The 17958-nt window shown below is 66.6% G+C and carries 18 protein-coding genes; 14 read left to right on the top strand and 4 right to left on the bottom strand.

All coding sequences use genetic code 11. From position 1 onward, the window contains the following. Positions 1-35: 35 nt before the first annotated feature. The gene (gene cutA, locus AC6H0N_RS15260; protein WP_497574981.1) at positions 36-362 is read right to left on the bottom strand and encodes a divalent-cation tolerance protein CutA; all 327 of its coding nucleotides are present in this window, start codon (positions 360-362) and stop codon (positions 36-38) included. Positions 363-563: 201 nt separating this feature from the next. Between cutA and AC6H0N_RS15255 the strand changes: the two genes are divergently transcribed. The 3 genes from AC6H0N_RS15255 to fliW are packed head-to-tail and all read left to right on the top strand — an operon-like array spanning position 564 to position 2274. Then, positions 564-995, top strand: a complete 432-nt coding sequence (locus AC6H0N_RS15255; protein ID WP_497574980.1) for a DUF2802 domain-containing protein — start codon at positions 564-566, stop codon at positions 993-995. Beyond that, entirely contained in the window at positions 979-1797 is an 819-nt protein-coding gene (locus AC6H0N_RS15250) for an SPOR domain-containing protein (RefSeq protein ID WP_497574979.1), read from the top strand. The genes AC6H0N_RS15255 and AC6H0N_RS15250 overlap by 17 nt, the downstream gene beginning before the upstream one ends. Before the next feature lie 36 nt (positions 1798-1833). Beyond that, positions 1834-2274, top strand: coding sequence for a flagellar assembly protein FliW (gene fliW, locus AC6H0N_RS15245; RefSeq protein WP_497574978.1), 441 nt, complete (start codon positions 1834-1836; stop codon positions 2272-2274). 6 nt (positions 2275-2280) lie between these two features. Here fliW and AC6H0N_RS15240 read toward each other — a convergent pair whose 3' ends face one another. After that, a complete protein-coding gene (locus AC6H0N_RS15240) occupies positions 2281-2610 on the bottom strand; it encodes a hypothetical protein (protein ID WP_497574977.1) in 330 nt (109 codons plus the stop codon). Between the two features lie 53 nt (positions 2611-2663). Between AC6H0N_RS15240 and AC6H0N_RS15235 the strand changes: the two genes are divergently transcribed. From AC6H0N_RS15235 to AC6H0N_RS15190, 10 genes are all read left to right on the top strand, one after another. Continuing rightward, positions 2664-3044, top strand: coding sequence for a RidA family protein (locus tag AC6H0N_RS15235; RefSeq protein WP_497574976.1), 381 nt, complete (start codon positions 2664-2666; stop codon positions 3042-3044). A gap of 18 nt (positions 3045-3062) precedes the next feature. Next, positions 3063-5120: an ATP-dependent DNA helicase RecG gene (gene recG / locus AC6H0N_RS15230; protein ID WP_497574975.1), complete on the top strand. Its 2058-nt coding sequence runs from the start codon at positions 3063-3065 to the stop codon at positions 5118-5120. 67 nt (positions 5121-5187) lie between these two features. Then, entirely contained in the window at positions 5188-6363 is a 1176-nt protein-coding gene (locus AC6H0N_RS15225; protein ID WP_497574974.1) for an efflux RND transporter periplasmic adaptor subunit, read from the top strand. Next, positions 6360-9464 (top strand): efflux RND transporter permease subunit, encoded by a 3105-nt coding sequence (locus tag AC6H0N_RS15220; protein ID WP_497574973.1) that lies wholly within the window; start codon positions 6360-6362, stop codon positions 9462-9464. The genes AC6H0N_RS15225 and AC6H0N_RS15220 overlap by 4 nt, the downstream gene beginning before the upstream one ends. A gap of 72 nt (positions 9465-9536) precedes the next feature. After that, on the top strand, positions 9537-10094 hold the full coding sequence (locus AC6H0N_RS15215; RefSeq protein ID WP_497574972.1) for a chorismate--pyruvate lyase family protein: 558 nt from the start codon (positions 9537-9539) through the stop codon (positions 10092-10094). After that, positions 10091-10972, top strand: a complete 882-nt coding sequence (gene ubiA, locus AC6H0N_RS15210) for a 4-hydroxybenzoate octaprenyltransferase (protein ID WP_497574971.1) — start codon at positions 10091-10093, stop codon at positions 10970-10972. Before AC6H0N_RS15215 ends, ubiA begins: the two co-directional genes overlap by 4 nt. A 65-nt stretch (positions 10973-11037) precedes the next feature. Beyond that, the gene (locus tag AC6H0N_RS15205) at positions 11038-11289 is read left to right on the top strand and encodes a PA2433 domain-containing protein (RefSeq protein WP_497574970.1); all 252 of its coding nucleotides are present in this window, start codon (positions 11038-11040) and stop codon (positions 11287-11289) included. 103 nt (positions 11290-11392) lie between these two features. Next, the gene (pyrF, locus tag AC6H0N_RS15200) at positions 11393-12205 is read left to right on the top strand and encodes an orotidine-5'-phosphate decarboxylase (protein WP_497574969.1); all 813 of its coding nucleotides are present in this window, start codon (positions 11393-11395) and stop codon (positions 12203-12205) included. Continuing rightward, on the top strand, positions 12202-13683 hold the full coding sequence (ubiD, locus tag AC6H0N_RS15195) for a 4-hydroxy-3-polyprenylbenzoate decarboxylase (protein WP_497574968.1): 1482 nt from the start codon (positions 12202-12204) through the stop codon (positions 13681-13683). The genes pyrF and ubiD overlap by 4 nt, the downstream gene beginning before the upstream one ends. Before the next feature lie 13 nt (positions 13684-13696). After that, positions 13697-14131, top strand: coding sequence for a DUF4870 family protein (locus AC6H0N_RS15190; protein ID WP_497574967.1), 435 nt, complete (start codon positions 13697-13699; stop codon positions 14129-14131). A 47-nt stretch (positions 14132-14178) separates the two neighbouring features. Here AC6H0N_RS15190 and AC6H0N_RS15185 read toward each other — a convergent pair whose 3' ends face one another. Continuing rightward, positions 14179-14388 (bottom strand): DUF3185 family protein, encoded by a 210-nt coding sequence (locus AC6H0N_RS15185; protein ID WP_497574966.1) that lies wholly within the window; start codon positions 14386-14388, stop codon positions 14179-14181. 738 nt (positions 14389-15126) lie between these two features. Here AC6H0N_RS15185 and AC6H0N_RS15180 point away from each other — a divergent pair. Then, complete coding sequence (locus AC6H0N_RS15180; RefSeq protein ID WP_497574965.1) at positions 15127-16227, top strand: hypothetical protein; 1101 nt, start codon at positions 15127-15129, stop codon at positions 16225-16227. Between the two features lie 209 nt (positions 16228-16436). On the opposite strand, the gene dacB is transcribed toward AC6H0N_RS15180, so the two are convergent. Next, positions 16437-17852 carry a D-alanyl-D-alanine carboxypeptidase/D-alanyl-D-alanine endopeptidase gene (dacB, locus tag AC6H0N_RS15175; protein WP_497574964.1) on the bottom strand — a complete coding sequence of 472 codons (1416 nt, stop codon included), beginning with the start codon at positions 17850-17852 and terminating at the stop codon, positions 16437-16439. Positions 17853-17958: the final 106 nt, after the last annotated feature.

Here is a 17958-nt window from a genome sequence, read left to right as displayed (position 1 = left end):
GGAAATCCTTGAGTTTGGCAGCAGGGCTGAGACCGTCATTCCGGCCCGCCGGTTTCAGCAGCAACCCAGTCAAGATACGCGGGCAGGCCCTGCGTAACCGGCAGGGCGATGATTTCGGGCACGTCGAAGGGGTGCGCGTCGACAATCGCGCGTTCGACCTCGGCGTAGCGGGCGCGGGTGGTCTTGATCACCAGCGGCACCTCAACGGCGTCTTCCACCGCGCCTTGCCAGCGATATACCGAGCGACACGGCGCCAGCACGTTCACACACGCAGCGAGGCCGGATTCCACCAACTGGCCGGCGAGCGTACGCGCCGTGGCTTCGTCGGGGACGTTGCTGAGGACCACCAGGGTTTCGGGCATGCAGCGCTCCGGAATACGCGGAATCGGCCGCCATTATCGCGGAATCGGCAAGATGCGGCATTGTCGCGCCGCGGGTAGCCCATTATCATCCGGACAGTCCGGCGCTCCGCCGTGGCTATGGCGGCCGCCCGGACGAGTGGTCGCCCCATGCCAACCGCCGTTCCGGCCTGTCGCCGGAAGTGGCCCGCAAGGAGAACAGGCGTGCGTGAAGTTCTGTGGGTTCTGATCGGCGTCCTGTTCGTCTACATGCTCTATCAGCTCAACCGCGCCCGCGTGTTGCGCGCCGGCGTGAGCTTCTACGACGGCTACGAGCCGGATGAACCGCCACCATTCGAGGCCGCGCTCGACAACAGCGCGTGGCGCCAGGAAGTCGATGCCCTGCGTGAGGAAGTGAGCCAGCAGCGTGACGTGCTGACGGCGCTGTCGCAGAGCCTCGAAACCCTGCGCGAACAGATCGAATCCGTCAGTGCAGCGCAAGGCATCTCCCCCGAATACAACGAAGCGCTGGTGTGCGCGCGCCGCGGACTGGACGTCGAAGCCATCGCCGAGCGCTGTGGCATTTCCGTGGCTGAAGCCGAACTGGTGCGCTCGATGGCCGAACGACAGGGGAGTGACGATGCGACCCAGCCCTGACCTGGCAAGCGGCAGCCCCCGCGGCGCGCTGTTGCGTGCGGGCATTGCCGCGCTGTTGCTGATCGTGCTGCTGTACTTCGTGCTCAGCCCCGAGCCCGAGCAGGAAGCGCCCGCGCCGCCGCCTGCGCCGGAAGCTGCCGCGCCTGCGCCCGAGCCCGAAGTGCTCGATCCGCCGCCGTCGCTGTTGCTGCCGCAGCCCGCAGCGCCGGAGGCGGACTTCGTTGCGCCATTGCCCATCGAGTTGCCCACGCTGCCCCCGTCTGAAGCCGCGCCGGTGCAGGAGCCCGCTCAGGTGGCGCCGGCCGTGCCTGAGGCGGCGCCCGAACCCGCTCCGCCAGCCAAGCCCGCCCCGGCCCCGGCCCCGAGTCCGGCAAAGCCTGCCGCGACGTCCGGCGCCAAGCCGCATCTTGTCCAGCTTGCCGATTTCGGCCCCTTGCCGGCTGCGAAGAACCTGCTGGACGCCGCTGCCACGGCCGGACATCCGGGGCGTCTGATGCATCGGGTGCTGGTCGGCCCGTTCGCCTCGCGTGACGCCGCCCGCAAGGCGGTCGATGCCGGAACCAAAGGGATCGTGGTTGAAAGCGGCGGCTCGTGGTGGGTGCAGGCCGGCGTGTTCTCGGACGCCGAAAATGCCGATCGCCAACGCGCCACGCTGTCGATGGCCGGCAAGCAGGTCGTTGTCCATGGGCGCGCCGAAATCGGGCCGTTCCCGAGCCGGGCTGCGGCCGAGAAGGCCCTGCTCGGGCTGCGTGATTCATCCGGAAAGCCGCTGCGTGACGCAGCCATCGTCGCCGCGCGTTAATCGCGGCGACACCTACTCCTGCACAAAGGAATCAGCATGAAGATCGAAAGCCCGGTGCTCGGCGCCATCGAAGTCGCCGACGAAAAGATCATCGATTTTCCCGGCGGCCTGTCCGGCTTCGAGCAGCTGCGCCGCTTCGCCCTGGTGCATGACGAGGACGACGCCGCGCGCGAGCTGTTCCTGCTGTTGTCGGTGGATTCGCCGGACGTACTGTTCTCGGTCACCGACCCGGCCAACGTCGCGGTGCACTACGAACTGCGGCTGACCGACGAGGAGTCCGCCGAGATCGGGCTGGACGACCCGGCGCAGGCCGCCGTGCTGGTGATCCTCCGCCGCGACGACAGCGAGGGCGCCCCGGAAAGCGCTGGCCTGCGCGCCAACTTCATGGCCCCGCTGATCGTCAATCTGGACACCCGCCGTGGCCTGCAGAAGGTCATGAGCCGTGTCGATTGCGAGGTCACGCTGCGCTCGCTGTAAGCCGTATCAGCCGGCTTCACCCAGCCGTTTTTCGATGCGCCGCGCAAACACCGTCATTTCCTTTTCGGCCTGACGGTCGCCACGCTGTGACGCGGCAACAATGCCGTCGCGGTAGGCCGCCAGCGCGGCCGCATCGTCACCGCACTGTTCCAGCGCCTTGGCCAGACCCTTCCATGCTGCCGAATAGCTGGCGTCGAAATTCAGCGCGTCGCGGAAGTGAGCCGCCGCTTTTGCCGCGTCATCCGCCAGCCAGGCATTGCCCAGCGACAGCCGCAGCAGCGCGCCATCGCGCGGGCCACCGATGAGCTTTTCGAGGTTTGCGATCATTGGTTTCATGGGGCGTGGGTACAATCCAGCTTCGTCTCAAAGTAAGTCAGAGGATACCGAACATGACCCGCAGCATCATTTCCACGCCAAACGCCCCGGCCGCCATCGGCACCTATTCGCAGGCAGTGCGGGCCGGTAACACCGTCTATATGTCGGGCCAGATCGGGCTGGACCCGAAGAGCATGCAGCTTGTCGACGGCTTCGAGGCGCAGACCGTGCAGGTCTTCGACAACCTTAAGGCCGTGGCCGAGGCTTCCGGCGGCTCGCTTGCCGATGCGGTGCGCCTGACCATCTACCTCACCGATCTGTCCAATTTCGCCAAGGTCAACGAGGTCATGGCGCGCTACTTCGACCAGCCCTACCCGGCGCGCGCCGCCGTCGGCGTCAAGGAATTGCCGCGCGGTGCGGTGGTCGAGGCCGACGCCATCCTGGTTCTCGACTAAGCCTTCCCGCGCGAGCGCATGAGCCCCCGCCCGACTGCCGCCGCCGCGACGTCGGGCGATGCGCTGGCCAAACGGCTGGCCAAGCTCGACATACACCGCCAGCAGGACCTGCTGCTGCACCTGCCGCTGCGCTACGAGGACGAAACCCGCGTCATCCCGATTCGCAACGCGCGCGAAGGTGAGCCGCTGCAGATCGAAGGGGAGGTGGTGTCCTGCGAGGTCATGTTGCGCCCGCGCCGCCAGTTGGTCGCCCGCGTGCGTGACGAGTCCGGCGAAGTTGCCGCGCGCTGGCTCAACTTCTACCCATCGCAGCAGAAACAGCTTGCTGAAGGCCGCCGCGTGCGCCTGTTCGGCGAGTTGCGGCAGGGCTTTTTTGGCGCCGAGATGGTGCACCCGCGCGTGCGCAACGTCGAAGCCGGCGAGGCCTTGCCGCAAGCGCTGACGCCGGTTTATCCGACCACCGCCGGCTTGGCGCAATCGGCACTGCGCAAGCTCGTCAGCCGCGCGCTTGAAGCGCATGCTGAGCAAGAGCTGCTGCCGCCCGAGGTGTTGCGCGAGCTGCGTCTGCCGAGTTTTTCGGCCGCACTCGATGCGCTGCACCGCCCTGCGCCGCAAGTGTCGCTGGCCGCGCTCGAAGCGCACGACCACCCGGCTTGGCGGCGCATCAAGTTCGAGGAACTGCTGGTGCAGCAGATCTCGCTGCGCCGCGCCTACAACGCCCGCCGCGCTAAGCGCGCGCCGGGACTGAAGCCCCGCCACGACCTGACCCAAAAGCTCGCGGATGCGCTGCCGTTTGCGCTGACCGGCGCGCAGCGTCGCGCGGTGAGCGAGATCGCGCGCGATCTGGCCACACCGCATCCGATGCAGCGCCTGCTGCAGGGTGACGTCGGCAGCGGCAAGACGATTGTTGCGGCGATGGCCATGCTGCAGGCCGTCGAGAGCGGTTTTCAGGCCGCGCTGATGGCGCCGACCGAAATCCTCGCCGAGCAGCATTACCTCAAGCTTGCTGGGTGGCTCGCGCCGCTCGGGCTGACGGTTGAATGGCTGGCCGGCAGCCGCCCGAAGAAAGAGCGCGAGGCCGCGCTGGCGCGGCTGGCGGCGGGCGAAAGCATGCTGGCGGTCGGCACCCACGCCCTGATCGAAGACCCGGTGGCGATGCCGCGTCTTGGGCTGGCGGTGGTCGACGAGCAACACCGTTTCGGCGTGCGCCAGCGCCTGGCGCTGCGCGAGAAAGCCGCCGGCGGCCTCAACCCGCACATGCTGATGATGTCGGCCACGCCGATCCCGCGCACGCTGGCGATGACGCATTACGCCGATCTCGACGTGTCGGTGCTCGACGAGCTTCCGCCGGGGCGCACGCCGGTGCTGACCAAGCTGGTGTCGGACGCGCGGCGCGATGAGGTCATTGCCCGCGTGGCTGACGCCTGTGCCGAAGGCCGGCAGGCCTACTGGGTGTGTCCGCTGATCGAGGAATCCGAAGCGCTGCAGTTGCAGACCGCCGAGGAAACGTTCGAGCGGCTCACGGTCGAATTGCCTCAACTGCGGGTCGGGCTGGTGCACGGGCGCCTGAAGTCGGCGGAGAAATCGGCCACCATGGCGGCCTTTGCCGCCGGTGAGCTGGATCTGCTGGTGGCCACGACGGTGATCGAAGTGGGTGTGGACGTGCCCAACGCCAGCCTGATGGTGATCGAACACGCCGAGCGCTTCGGCCTGGCGCAGTTGCACCAGTTGCGCGGGCGCGTCGGGCGCGGCACGGCCGAGTCGGTGTGCGTGCTGCTGTTCGCCACCGAGCAGCCGCTGTCGGAGACGGCGCGGGCGCGGCTCAAGGTGATCTATGAGCACACCGACGGTTTCGAAATCGCGCGTGAAGACCTGCGCATCCGCGGCCCCGGTGAGTTCGTCGGCGCGCGCCAGAGCGGTGTGCCGCTGCTGCGCCATGCCGATCTGGAACGCGATGCCGATCTGGTCGAGCCGGCGCGGTCCCTGGCGGAGCGCCTGCTCAAGGACGCGCCACAGGCTGCAGATCGCCTGCTTGAGCGCTGGCTGGGCGGTCGCGAGGGCTTGTTGCGCGCCTGAGCCAGTATCATTGCTTGCTGATAAACAAGGGTCATGCGCAGCATGATCACAAGCATCTGGAGATCGCATGCGCCGCATGCTTGCAGTAGGAGTGTTGTTGCTGGCGGTGCTCGGCTTCGTCGTCCTGAGTGCGACGCGGCCCGAGCCGCCGGTGGTCGAGGTGCGCGAACGCGTGTGGCCGGTGGCGGTCGCCGAAGTGGCGCCGCAATCGGTACGCCCCACGCTGACGCTGTACGGCCGCATTGAGGCGCCCGACCGGGTGCGCGCATCGGCACCGGTGGCCGGTCGCATTCTCGACGTGAAGGTGCGCGACGGTGACTTTGTGCAGGCCGGCGCCGTGCTGGCGCGACTCGATCCACGCGACCTGCAGCCGCGCGTCGAACAGGCGCGCGCGGTGGTCGAGCGCGAACGACTGCGCGCCACTGCCGACCGTGCGGCGCTGGAGCAAGAGCGAGCGCTGCTAAAGCTCGCCGAGGCCAAACTCGCGCGCTTCGAACAACTCGCCCGCCAGAACTTCGGCTCCGCCGCCAGCTCCGATCAGGCGCGCGAGGAGGTTGCCCGCGCGAACTTGGCCGTGACGCAGCGCGAGCAGGCCATTGCCGAGCACCCGGCGCGGCTGGCCGAGGCGCGCGCCACGCTGGCGGTGGCCGAGCGCGACGCCGCACGCGGCGCGATCACCGCACCGTTTGCAGCGCGCATCGGCACGGTCGAGGTTGCAGCCGGCGATCAGGTGCAACCGGGCGAGACCGTGCTGACGCTGTATCCGTCGGACGATCTGTTCCTGCGCGCGCGCGTGCCGGCGCATCACGTGGCCGAGCTGAAGGCCGCGCTGGCCGCCGGCGAAGCCTTGCAGGCGCGGGCCGATTTCGGCGGCGCGCCACTGACTGCGCAGCTTGAACGAGTGTCCGGCGAGGCCGACGCGCGCGGCGTGGAAGTGCTGCTGCGCGTCGATTCCGCTGGCGGCGTGCCGGTTGGCTCCTTTCTGAGTGCTGAGCTGGAGCGGCCCGAAATGGACGGTGTGCTGTCGCTGCCGTTTTCGGCGCTGCATGGCGGAGACCGCGTCTACCGCGTGGTCGACGGTCGGCTGGCGACGGTGCGCGTCGAGCGCGTCGGCGAACACCGCATCGGTGCCGAGCCGCGCGTGCTGGTGCGCGCGCCCGAGCTGCCGCCTGGCAGCACGGTGATGGTCACGCATCTGCCCAACGCGATTGATGGTCTGGCCGTCGAGGCGCTCCCGCAATGAAGCAAGGCGGCACCATCGCGTTGCTGCTCAAGCACCGCGTCGCGGCCAATGTGCTGATGCTGCTGGCCTTCATCGCCGGCATGGCCGGCGTCGCGCGCATGAACGTGCAGTTCTTCCCGAGCTTCGAGCTGGATTTCATCTCGGTGCGCGTGGTGTGGTCGGGCGCGGCGGCAGAAGACGTCGAAACCGGCATCACGACCCCGCTCGAGGAGCGCCTGAAGACCGTCGACGGCCTCAAGAAGATGACCTCGACCTCGGCGCAGGGCGTGTCGAGCATCACGCTGGAATTGAACGAGGGCAGTGACCCGCTGCTGGCGCTCGATCAGGTTCGTCAGCGCGTGGACGAATTCCGCAACCTGCCGCGCGACGCCGAAACCCCCGAAGTCAGCCGCATATCGCGCTACGAACCAATCGCTCGCCTGCTGATACGCGGCGAGAGCGTCGAAACCCTGCGGCCGTGGGTGCGGCGCTTCGAGAGCGAACTGCTGGCGGCCGGCATCGACCGTGTCGATATCACCGGTCTGCCCGAAGAGCGCATTGCCATCGAGGTTTCCAGTGCTGCGCTTGAGACGCTGAACCTGTCGCTGGTGGAGATCGGTGATCGTGTCGCGGCGATTGCACGCGACGTGCCGGCCGGTGTGGCCGGCGAGCAGGACGGTGCGCGCGAAATCCGCGGGCTGGAGCAGCGCCGCACGGCGCGCGACTTCGAGAGCCTGCCAGTGGTGTCGGACGAGGGCGGCCTGATACGGCTGGGCGAGATCGCCGACATCACTCGCGAGGCGCGGCCCAACAGTCTGACCTTGTCCGAAGGCGGCGACGCAGCCGTTGAGCTGATGCTGCAGCGCGCCGAGAGCGGCCACTCGCTGCGCGCCGCCAAGGTGCTCCAGGGCTGGCTGGAGCAAACGCTGCCGACCCTGCCGCCGACCGTCAAGATCGAGGTCTTCGACGCGCAGTGGGAGCTGATTCGCGATCGCATCAACCTGCTGGTGAAGAACGGTCTGGGCGGTTTGCTGCTGGTGGTGGCGATCCTGTATCTGTTCCTGCCGGCGCGCATCGCGTTCTGGGTGATGGTCGGCATTCCCACGGCCTTTCTGGCCACGCTGGGGCTGATGCTGCTGTTCGGCGGCACCATCAACATGATGAGTCTGTTCGCGCTGATCATGGCGCTGGGCATCATCGTGGACGACGCCATCGTGGTGTCGGAAGACGCCGACACTCACCGCCGCATGGGCGAAGGCCCGGCGCAGGCGGCGCTGGGCGGCGCCCGGCGCATGTTCTGGCCGGTGGTGGCGGCGTCCGTCACGACCATCGCGGCCTTTCTGCCGCTGATGCTGGTGGGCGGCATCATCGGCAACATCCTGTTCGACATCCCCTTCGTGATGATTATGGTCATCACCGCCGCGCTGCTCGAGAGCTTCCTGATCCTTCCCGCGCACCTCAAAAGCGCGCTGCACGGCGAGGCGGCGGGAAAGGCCTCGCGTCTGCGCGAGCGACTGGACAGCGTGTTCGACCGCTTCCGCGATATCCGCTTCCGGCCGCTGGTAACGCTGGCGCTGCGCTGGCGCGGCACGACCATCGCCATCACGCTGGCGACCATGATCCTGGCCGTCGGCGTGGTGGCCGGCGGCCGCATCGGCTTTGTGTTCTTCCCGACGCCGGAAGGGCAGGTGCTGTACGGCAACATCGCGTTTGCGGCCGGCACGCCGCGCGCCCACACCGAAGCCTTCCTGCTCGAACTCGAAGAGGCGCTGATGGAAACCGACCGCGAATACGGCGGCGGCGTGGTGCGCACCGCCGTGTCGCGCCTGGGGGGTTCGATCAGCAGCACGTCTTCGGCGCGCGGCGACCAGCTCGCCTCGATCATGGTCGAACTCGTTCCGCCGGAAGCGCGCGAGGTGCGCAACGAGGCCTTTCTGCGCACCTGGCGCGAAAAGGCCGGCACCGCGCCGGGTCTGGAAAACCTGACGCTGCAGGCGCGTCAGTCCGGCCCGCCGGGGCGCGACTTGAGCGTGCGCCTCACCGGCGATGACCCCGAGCGGCTCAAGGCCGCGGCGCTGGCGCTGGCCGAGAGCGTGCGAGGCATTCCAGGCGTGTCGTCGGTCGAGGACGACATGCCCTTTGGCCGAGAACAGCTGGTGTATCGCATGACGCCGGCCGGCGAGGCGCTGGGCCTGACCACCGAAAGCCTGGGTCGCCAGCTGCGCGCCGCTTTTGACGGGCATCTCGCACAACTGGTGCAGAGCGGCCGCGATGAACTGGAAGTGCGCGTGCTGCTGCCGCGCGACGAGCGCGAGCGGCTGGACGTGTTCGAGCGCCTGGTCATCCACGCGCCGGACGAGCGCTTCGTGCCGCTCGGCGCGGTGGCCAGCTGGGAATCGCGTCGCGGCTTCGAGGCGCTGCGCCACGCCGATGGCCGGCTGGCGGTCGAGGTGTCGGGCGAAATCGACCCGGCGCAGGGCAACGCCGACGTGATCCGCGCCGAGTTGCAGCGCGAAGTGCTGCCCGGCATCGCGCAGCGCTACGTCGTCGATTACAGCTTCGAGGGCCGCGCCGCCGACCAGCGCGAGACCATGGACGACATGAAGGCCGGCCTCCTGCTCGGTCTCGGCCTGATCTACCTCACGCTGGTGTGGGCCTTCGCCTCGTGGAGCTGGCCGCTGGTGGTGATGTCGGCCATTCCGCTGGGCCTGGTCGGCGCCATCTTCGGCCACTGGCTGATGGGGCTGAACCTCACCATCCTGTCGATGTTCGGCCTGTTCGCGCTGGCCGGCATCGTGGTCAACAACTCGATCATTCTGGTGAGTCTGTTCAAGGAACTGCGTGGCAAGGGCATGGCGCTCGACGACGCGCTGATCGGCGCTTCCTGCGGCCGCCTGCGCGCCGTGCTGCTGACCTCGCTGACGACCATCGGCGGGCTGATGCCGCTGCTGTTCGAGACCTCGCTGCAGGCGCAATTCCTGATCCCGATGGCGGCCTCCATCGCCTTCGGTCTGGGCTTCTCGGCCGCGCTGGTGCTGTTCTTCATCCCCGCGCTGCTGTCGATTGTCGAGAGCTTCAAGGCCTGGCTGGCCGGCGAGCGCGAGGTTCGTGAGGCGGTCTAGGGCGCGTGCGGCCGCGTTCGGCCAGCGCGAGCCCATCGGGTAAGATGTTCGCCGTTGCATCCGCGTGAATACATGACAAATCGTTATCCGTCCGATCGGTGGCGCAGCCATCTTCTGCCCGCCCTGCTACCGCGCGGGATGGACGGCTGGCTGCGTGATACGGGTTCGCTGACGGCGCGCATCCGGGCGCGCTGCGATGGTTTTGCGGTGCGCGTGTTGCGCCAGCGACTGGGCAAGGTGCTCGACGATGAGGCCTTGCTGTTAGGCTTACGGCATGGTGACTGGGCATGGGTGCGCGAAGTGCTGTTGCTCGCCGATGATGTGCCGGTGGTATATGCACGATCGGTAATGCCGCAGGCCACGGTGCGCGCGGGCTCAAGGCTGTTCTCGACCATCGGTTCGCGCCCGCTCGGCGCGGCGCTGTTCGCCAATCCGCGCGTGCAGCGCGGTCCACTGGCCTGCGCACGCCTGGACCGGCGTGATGCACGGCACCGTGCCGCGACGGCGGCGCTTGCTGCAAAGGCGCTGCCGCACGAACTCTGGGGGCGGCGTTCGGTCTTCCGTTTGCGTGGCCGCGCGTTGCTCGTTACCGAAATCTTCCTGCCCGAGATCCTCGACCTGCCTGCATGACCGACATCCGTTTCAGCCTCTCCGAACGTCTGCCGCATTACTTCCGCCTCGCGCGCCTGCACCGTCCGATCGGCATCCTGCTGCTGTTGTGGCCCACGCTGTGGGGGCTGTGGCTGGCGGCGGGCGGCTTCCCGCCGTGGCATGTGCTGCTGACCTTCCTGGCCGGCACGGTGCTGATGCGTTCGGCCGGCTGCGTCATCAATGACTACGCCGACCGCGATTTCGACGGCCACGTCGAGCGCACGGTCGATCGGCCCATCGTCACCGGCCGGGTCGCCCCGGCCGAGGCCCTGTGCGTGGCGGCGATACTCGCTTTCGCAGCGCTGTTTCTGGTCTTGTTCCTCAACTCGCTGGTGATTGCGCTGGCCGTGCCGGCTGCCTTGCTGGCCGCGAGCTATCCCTTTACCAAGCGCTTCCTGGCGATCCCGCAGGCCTATCTGGGCATCGCCTTCGGCTTCGGCATTCCCATGGCGTTTGCTGCGATCCACGGCGAGGTGCCCGGCGTGGCCTGGGTGTTGTTGCTCGCCAACGTGTTCTGGGCCGTGGCCTACGACACGGAATACGCCATGGTCGACCGGCCGGACGACCTGAAGATCGGCATCCGGAGTGCGGCCATTACCTTTGGCCGTTTCGATGTCATCGCGGTGATGGTCTGCTACGGCCTGACCCTGCTGACGCTGACGATTGCCGGCTGGATGCTCGGGCTCGGGCCGCTGTTCTACACCGTCGGCATCCTCGGCGCGGCCGGTGTGGCGTGGACCCACTACGGGATGATCCGCGAGCGCGATCGCGCCGCCTGCTTCGGCGCCTTCCTGCACAACAACTGGTTTGGCGCCACGGTGTTTGCCGGCATCGTCTTCGACAGCCTGTTCCGCTGAACAAAAGCTAGCGCGTCCTGTCCACGTGGTGCGCGGTATGTTCCGCGACGCAATGGAGAGACAGCATGAAGAAGATCGCACTGACGCTTGCGATGTTGGCACTGAGCGGCGCCGCCCTGGCGGCACACTGCCCGGCCGACATGAAGAAGATCGATGCGGCGCTGGCCACCAACCCGCAACTCAGCGAAGCCCAGATGACCGAAGTGAAGAGCCTGCGTGCCGAAGGCGAAGCGCTCCACAAGGCCGGCAAGCACGGCGAATCGGTCGCCACGCTTGGCAAGGCCATGAAGATTCTCGGCATGGAAGGCAAGATGTAAGCGGCATTGCCGCGTCCCAGCAAGAGGGGGCCGCTGGCCCCCTCTTCTTTCGATGCGGGGGGCGAGCGCTTATCATGCGGGCCGGACCACACGGAATTTCCCCATGCATTTCATGACTGCCCTCGGCGAGCGCTGGCAGCGCCGCGACAGCCTGCTGTGCGTCGGCCTCGACCCCGACACCGCGCGCATTCCCGCTCACCTGCGTGAGCAGCCCGACGCCATCCTGCGGTTCTGCCGCGAGATCGTCGACGCCACGGCCGATCTGGTGTGCTGTTTCAAGCCGCAGATCGCCTACTTCGCCGCCGCGCGTGCCGAAGACCAGCTCGAAGACCTGATTCGCCATATCCATGACAAACACCCCGGCATTCCGGTGGTGCTCGATTCCAAGCGCGGCGACATCGGCAGCACTGCCGCGCAGTACGCGCGCGAAGCCTTCGAGCGCTACCGCGCCGACGCCGTGACGGTGAATCCCTACATGGGGCGCGACTCCGTCGAGCCGTATCTGGAATACACCGACAAGGGCGTGATCCTGCTGTGCCGCACTTCCAACCCCGGCGGCAGCGACCTGCAGTTCCTCGACGTCGGCGGCGAAAAGCTCTACGAGCGTGTCGCGCGTCTGGCCGCGAACGAATGGAACGCCAGCGGCAACCTCGGTCTGGTGGTGGGTGCGACCTTCCCCGAAGAGATCGCCCGCGTGCGCAATCTCACCGGCGACATGCCGCTGCTGGTGCCGGGCATCGGCGCGCAGGGCGGCGACATTGCCGCCACGGTGGCGGCCGGCCGCAGCCGCGACAGCACCGGGCTGATGATCAACTCGTCGCGGGCCATTCTGTATGCCGGTGACGGCGAAGATTTTGCGGCGGCGGCCAGATTCGCCGCTCAGGCCACCAAAACTGCGATCAACCGCTGCCGATGAAATACAACGATCTGCGCGACTTCATCACCCGCCTCGAAGAGATGGGCGAACTCAAGCGCATCAGCGTGCCGGTGGACACCCACCTCGAAATGACCGAGATCGCCGACCGCGTGCTGCGCGCCGGCGGTCCGGCCTTGCTGTTCGAGAAGCCGGTGACCAAGGGCGTGCCGCAGGCGATCCCCGTGCTCGCCAACCTGTTCGGCACGCCGCAGCGCGTGGCCTACGGCATGGGCGAATCGGGCGACTGGCAGCACTCGCTGCGCGAAGTCGGCAAGTTGCTGGCCTTCCTCAAGGAGCCCGAGCCGCCCAAGGGCCTGAAGGACGCGTGGGACAAGCTTCCGGTGTTCAAGCAGGTGCTCAACATGGCGCCCAAGGTGGTGCGCTCGGCGCCGTGTCAGGAAGTGGTGTGGGAGGGGGATGCCGTCGATCTGGCCAAACTGCCGATCCAGCACTGCTGGCCGGGCGACGCCGCGCCGCTGATCACGTGGGGGCTGGTGGTCACCCGCGGGCCGGGCAAGAAGCGCCAGAATCTGGGCATCTACCGTCAGCAGGTCATCGGCACAAACCGCGTCATCATGCGCTGGCTCGCGCACCGCGGCGGCGCGCTGGATTTCCGCGACCACCAGCTCGCGCATCCAGGCGAACCCTTCCCGGTGGCGGTGGTGCTGGGCTGCGACCCGGCGACCATTCTCGGCGCGGTTACGCCGGTGCCGGATTCGCTGTCGGAATACCAGTTCGCCGGGCTGCTGCGCGGCTCCAAGACCGAGCTGGTGAAATGCATGGACTCCGAACTGCAGGTGCCGGCCAGCGCCGAAATCGTGCTGGAAGGCGTGATCCACCCCGGCGACATGGCACCCGAGGGCCCGTATGGCGACCACACCGGCTACTACAACGAAGTCTCCGAATTTCCGGTGTTCACGATCAACCGCATCACCATGCGGAAAGACCCGATCTACCACTCGACCTACACCGGCAAACCGCCTGACGAGCCGGCCATGCTCGGGCTGGCGCTCAACGAAGTCTTCGTGCCGCTGCTGCAGCGCCAGTTCACCGAAATCACTGACTTCTACCTGCCGCCGGAGGGCTGCTCGTACCGGCTGGCGGTGGTCAGCATCCGCAAGCAGTACCCCGGCCACGCCAAGCGCGTGATGTTCGGCATCTGGAGCTTCCTGCGCCAGTTCATGTACACCAAGTTCATCATCGTCGTGGATGACGACGTGGATATCCGTGACTGGAAGGAAGTGATCTGGGCCATGACCACCCGCGTGGACGCCACGCGCGACACCACGCTGGTCGACAACACCCCCATCGACTACCTCGATTTCGCCAGCCCGGTGGCCGGCCTCGGCAGCAAGATGGGCATCGATGCCACCAACAAGTGGCCCGGCGAAACCAATCGCGAGTGGGGTACTCCCATCGTCATGGACGAGGCGGTGAAAACCCGCGTCGACGCCATGTGGCAAGAACTCGGACTGTGAAGGAAACCGCTTGATGAGCGAAGAACTGCAACCGCGCGGCCCCGGCCCCGCCATGGATCTCGATAACCTGCGGCTGATCGTGCACGTCGTGTACGGCCTGCACGCCTTCGCGCTGCTCACCGCGCTGTTTGGTGCCGCCAGTATCCTCGGCAGCTTCCTCGGCACGCTGCCGTCGATCGCCGCCGTCATCCTCAACTACTACAAGCAGGCCTCGGCGCGCGGCACCTGGCTGGAGAGCCACTTTCGCTGGCAGATCCGCACTTTCTGGTTCGCGCTGGTGTGGTTTGTGGTGGGATGGGTGCTGATCTTCACCCTGATCGGCATCGTGATCGGCTTTGTCACGCTGATCGCCGCCGGCCTGTGGGTGCTCTACCGCGTCGCCCGCGGCTGGTGGGTGCTGGGGCAGGGGGAGACCATGCCGATGCCCAAGCCGCTGTCGCAGCTATAAGCCTGAGCTTGTGCGAGGCGCGGTTTCCACGCCTCGCACGGATCGCCTCAGCGGGATTTGCCGAAGAGCAGCATTCCAACCCCCGCTGCTGCCGAAGCTGCACCAAGAATCAGGTACAGCGTGGTCGAATCGGTGAAGCGCCCGGTAACGGCTTCCGTTACCTGATCGCCCAGACTTTGCGATGACTGGTACGCAAGGTAAAGCAGGATCGCTCCCACAACGAGCAACACCAAACCCAGAACCTTATTACTCGCCATTTCGATCTCCATTGGGTGGACATGGGGCTGTGGCCCCGTTTTTGCTGTTTGCATAGTACAGGCCGCACAGTCGTCATGGATTTTCGTAGGGTAGATAAGCGAAGCGTATCCGTCGCTCTGCTTTTGATTACCCAAGTTGGTTCCGCACACCTCGGCCGGCCGGGACTCGCCCCGGCGGGCGACCTACTTTCTTGTTGCACGACAAGAAAGTAGGCAAAGAATCGTGCCCCGCCGTCTCGGCCCTTCGGGCTTCCCTCGCTCCAGCCGCTTTCGCCGGCCGGCCCTGAACTCGCTTCGCTCAAACAGCAGGGCCGGACTGCCCCGGCGAAACCGGCCTCCGCTCGGCGAGCCAGAGGGGATTTCACCCCGTTCCGTCCCTAACGCGTGTTGCGTCGCGTGGGCTGCATCCTCCAGCTCCCGTCCGGCGGCATCGACTTCGCCAGCCGCTGGCGCCTGATCAAGTCTGGCCTTCCAAAACGTATTCTTGCCCCCGCAAGTCGTTCAGACGTGCGCAGCGGCCGAGGTGAGTGCGGCATCTGGCAGCGGCGCTATTGGGAGCATCTGGTTCGCGACGAGGCAGACTTTCGGGCGCACATGGATTACCTGCATTTCAACCGGTCAAGTATGGCCATGTGCGGCGGCGGATCGCTTGGGTGAGCTGTATTGACGCTATCATTCGGCGAAATGCCCTTCGGTTATTGCGCCGTTGGGCTGTATGCAAACCACAAGGAGAATGCCGTGACCCACCGTCAATTTTCGAACACGTTCTTGCTGTCGGTCGCAGCGTTTGCGTTTGTGGCGTGCTCGGGCGAAACCGAGCCACCCGCGAGCGCGGAAGGAGAGCGCCGGCAGGTGCAGTCGAAGCAATCCGTGAAGCACGACGGTCCGAGCGAAGATGTTGTGACTGATGAGATTCAGAAGGCGGTCGGGGCGAATTTCGAGGTCGTTGATGTGACGATTACGGAGTCCAAGACCGCTGGCACGGCGGAGGCTCCAGTCTTCGATTTCCTGGTTGACGCCACGATCAAGTCTTTCAATGACCTTTACGTTCTGGATAAAGATCAATACTACGATTTGTCATCACTGGGGTACGAGTACAGCCCCGTGTTTGTTGAAAAGACGCTCGCGGCCGGGGGCACATTCAAGCAGACCTATTCCATGGACGCGCGACGTCGTGAAGATTCGTGGCTCATCCGCCGAGTCCCGAGAAATGAGGCGCCGGGCGTAGTTGAGCGCGCAATCTATGAGCGCCTGCGCTCAGCGGGGCATGGGATGCGCTACGAAATGGCCTTGATAACAACGGATTCCGATGAGTTTTTTGAGTTCCGGGCTCGCCTTGCCGCTCAAGAGCAGGCGGCCGCCAAAGAGAAGCAAGAACTCGACGCCAAATTTGATGCCAGCAAAGACCGGGTCCTCGGCCTCACGGCGCAGCCGGTAGTGGCAACGCTTGAGATCACCGAAAGGATGGTGTTTGGGTGGCGGCAGCAACTCACCATCGAAAAGGGCACGCAGCAACTGCGCCTGGAGGTTGGCGCCAACCCTGACCGGGAGTCGAAAAATGCATATGCGGGCACCGTCGAGTGGGTTGGCACCGGCGTCATCAAGCGGGTCGAAGGGAACGTCCAGGCTTTTGCAGAGGGCGGCGCCGTGCTTCGACTGGAGGAGGTGTCTTACTTTCCGGGCAAGCAGCCGCAGTACGGGTCTCAAGACAAGCGTATCGGGTTCCTCGACCTTGGATCGAGTTACCTACTCTTTGTCGACGACGAGACGCCCGACGTCCTGAGCGCGGTCTATGACCGGAGAGGCCCGAACAACGACTACGAGCTGAAAGTTCAGTAAATCGCGCACGCGGGCGCTGGAGCGCCCGCCTCATCATCGCCAGCCACTTGCGATGGCATTGAAATCAGAGCGCGTAGGGCGCGTAGTATGTAAAGCTTCTGCCTTCGGCTGAGTCCACCTTTGTGAGCAAATCACGCACAACTACCTTCTTGCATGCCGGCATGCTTGGCCCGCTTCTATCATCCGGCGCGTTTGAGTAATTCGGATTTTTACCTCCTCGCCCCACCCCAAACCCACTCAATCAACGCATCCTGCGCCGCTTCACTAAGCGGCGCTTTTTCGTCATTCACCATCATCACCACTGCATGTCGTCGGCCGTTGCGGTCGAGGACATAACCCGCCATTGCGCGCACGCCGTTGATGGTGCCGGTCTTGATGTGGGCGTGGCCGTGGGCGGGGCTGCCGTTGAGGCGTTTGCGGGCGGTGCCGTCGATGCCGGCGAGTGACAGGGCGGAGACGAACTCGGGCATCCAGGGGCGTTGCCAGGCGGTGAGGAGCAAGGCGGCCAGCGTGTCGGCGCGGATGGCGGCGGTGCGGGAGAGGCCGGAGCCGTTGTCGATGAGCAGGCCCTGCGTGGGGATGCCGACGGCGGCGAGGGTTTCGGCAGCGATGCGGCCGCCGGCGGCGAGCATGTCGGTGGTGTCGGGCTCGTGCATGGCGAGCGTGGCGAGCAGCTGCTGGGCGATGACGTTGCTGGACCACTTGTTCATCTCGCGCACGGCTTCGGCGGAGGACGGCGAGGTGTGCTCGAACAGCGTGGTGGTGAGATAGGGCGTGATGCCGTGCCGCACGCGGCCGGTGAGCGTGCCGCCGGAGGCTTTCCACAACCAGCCAGTGAGGGCGGCGGCGAAGTCGTCTGACGGGAAGGGGGCGACAGCCCATTCGCGGGCGCCGCAGTCGGCGGGCATGGAGCCAATGAGGGTCAGCACGGGGCCGTCGGCCGTCCAGCCAAGGCTGGAGTCGATGTCGCGGTACCAGGTGACGCAGCGGCCGGCGGCGGTGGTGAGGCGGTTGTCCAGCCTGAGGCCATCTAGAGCCGGCACTGCGGCGACGGTAATGGGTTCGCCGGCAGCGGCGCTTGGGGTGAGTAGCAGCTGCACGGTGTTGAAGTTGAGCAGCAGGCCGTTGGGGCCGCTGTTGTAGGGGCGCAGCGGGCGGTTGTCGAAGGCGGCCGCGTCGTGCGGCGGCAGGCGCAGGGCGGAGGCGTCGAGCACGATGTCGCCGTCGATATGGGTGATGCCGGCGGCGCGCACGCGGGCGAGCACGCGCCACAGACGGCCGACGTCGAGCAGCGGATCACCGCCGCCGACCAGGTGCAGGCTGCCTGCGAGGCGGCCGTCGCGCACCGGGCCGTCGGTGGCGATGCGCGTAGTCCAGGTGAAGCCGGGGCCGAGGCGTTCGAGTACGGCGAAGGCGGTGACGAGTTTCATCACCGAGGCCGGATTCATCGGGCGGGCGGCGTTGAGCGACAGTGCCGGCACGGCGGCGTCGACTGGTTGGACGTAGATGGCGACGGCGTCCGGCGCGATGCCGACACGTTCGAGTGCGCGGGCGACTTCGGGCGGCATGGCCGCGGTGGCGGTGGCGAGGATCGAGAGGGCGAGCGCGAGGGCGAAGCGAAGCATGGTGTTACCGGGGCTGAGAGGTGCGCCCATCTTTGCCGAATCGGCCCCGCGTTACAATGCCGCACCCGAGCGTCGGCCGCAGCCGGCCGGCGCTGAATGACAAGGA

Source organism: Pseudazoarcus sp. NS34 (genome assembly GCF_059703725.1).
The sequence above is the reverse complement of the archived record's forward strand: the minus strand, read 5'-3'. Positions and strand labels throughout refer to the sequence as shown.

Bases quoted from the DNA above. Each gene is read 5' to 3' on its own strand.
- AC6H0N_RS15250 (WP_497574979.1), top strand. From the start codon at position 979: ATGCGACCCAGCCCTGACCTGGCAAGCGGCAGCCCCCGCGGCGCGCTG.
- AC6H0N_RS15215 (WP_497574972.1), top strand. From the start codon at position 9,537: ATGACAAATCGTTATCCGTCCGATCGGTGGCGCAGCCATCTTCTGCCC.
- AC6H0N_RS15190 (WP_497574967.1), top strand. From the start codon at position 13,697: ATGAGCGAAGAACTGCAACCGCGCGGCCCCGGCCCCGCCATGGATCTC.
- AC6H0N_RS15220 (WP_497574973.1), top strand. From the start codon at position 6,360: ATGAAGCAAGGCGGCACCATCGCGTTGCTGCTCAAGCACCGCGTCGCG.
- AC6H0N_RS15235 (WP_497574976.1), top strand. From the start codon at position 2,664: ATGACCCGCAGCATCATTTCCACGCCAAACGCCCCGGCCGCCATCGGC.
- AC6H0N_RS15205 (WP_497574970.1), top strand. From the start codon at position 11,038: ATGAAGAAGATCGCACTGACGCTTGCGATGTTGGCACTGAGCGGCGCC.
- AC6H0N_RS15185 (WP_497574966.1), bottom strand. From the start codon at position 14,388: ATGGCGAGTAATAAGGTTCTGGGTTTGGTGTTGCTCGTTGTGGGAGCG.
- pyrF (WP_497574969.1), top strand. From the start codon at position 11,393: ATGCATTTCATGACTGCCCTCGGCGAGCGCTGGCAGCGCCGCGACAGC.
- AC6H0N_RS15225 (WP_497574974.1), top strand. From the start codon at position 5,188: ATGCGCCGCATGCTTGCAGTAGGAGTGTTGTTGCTGGCGGTGCTCGGC.
- recG (WP_497574975.1), top strand. From the start codon at position 3,063: ATGAGCCCCCGCCCGACTGCCGCCGCCGCGACGTCGGGCGATGCGCTG.
- cutA (WP_497574981.1), bottom strand. From the start codon at position 362: ATGCCCGAAACCCTGGTGGTCCTCAGCAACGTCCCCGACGAAGCCACG.
- fliW (WP_497574978.1), top strand. From the start codon at position 1,834: ATGAAGATCGAAAGCCCGGTGCTCGGCGCCATCGAAGTCGCCGACGAA.
- ubiD (WP_497574968.1), top strand. From the start codon at position 12,202: ATGAAATACAACGATCTGCGCGACTTCATCACCCGCCTCGAAGAGATG.
- ubiA (WP_497574971.1), top strand. From the start codon at position 10,091: ATGACCGACATCCGTTTCAGCCTCTCCGAACGTCTGCCGCATTACTTC.
- dacB (WP_497574964.1), bottom strand. From the start codon at position 17,852: ATGCTTCGCTTCGCCCTCGCGCTCGCCCTCTCGATCCTCGCCACCGCC.
- AC6H0N_RS15240 (WP_497574977.1), bottom strand. From the start codon at position 2,610: ATGAAACCAATGATCGCAAACCTCGAAAAGCTCATCGGTGGCCCGCGC.